Consider the following 256-nt stretch of genomic DNA (forward strand, 5'->3'; position numbering starts at 1 on the left):
CAGCTCAATCGCTTCGGCAACATCCCCCATGCGCTCGCGGCCTATAACGCGGGTCCGGGACGCGTGATCGAATATGGTGGCGTGCCGCCCTTTGCCGAGACCCAAGGCTATGTGCGCAACATCTCCAAGTTTTACAACGAATACCTTGCCGTGGTCGGCGGCGCCGATGCGCTCGGCACGCTCTCGCCCTCGGACTTTGCGCTGGCCGAGTATGCCAGCATCTCCGAGGCCGGCGTCTATTACGCCGCCGACAGTT

1 protein-coding gene is annotated in these 256 nt (G+C 62.9%); it reads left to right on the top strand.

Annotated features, from left to right (window positions below):
* The coding region (locus A3728_RS19800) for a lytic transglycosylase domain-containing protein (RefSeq protein WP_150120906.1) at window positions 1–256 on the top strand (256 nt) is incomplete at both ends.

Source organism: Sulfitobacter sp. HI0040 (genome assembly GCF_001634885.1).
Lineage (GTDB): Bacteria > Pseudomonadota > Alphaproteobacteria > Rhodobacterales > Rhodobacteraceae > Sulfitobacter.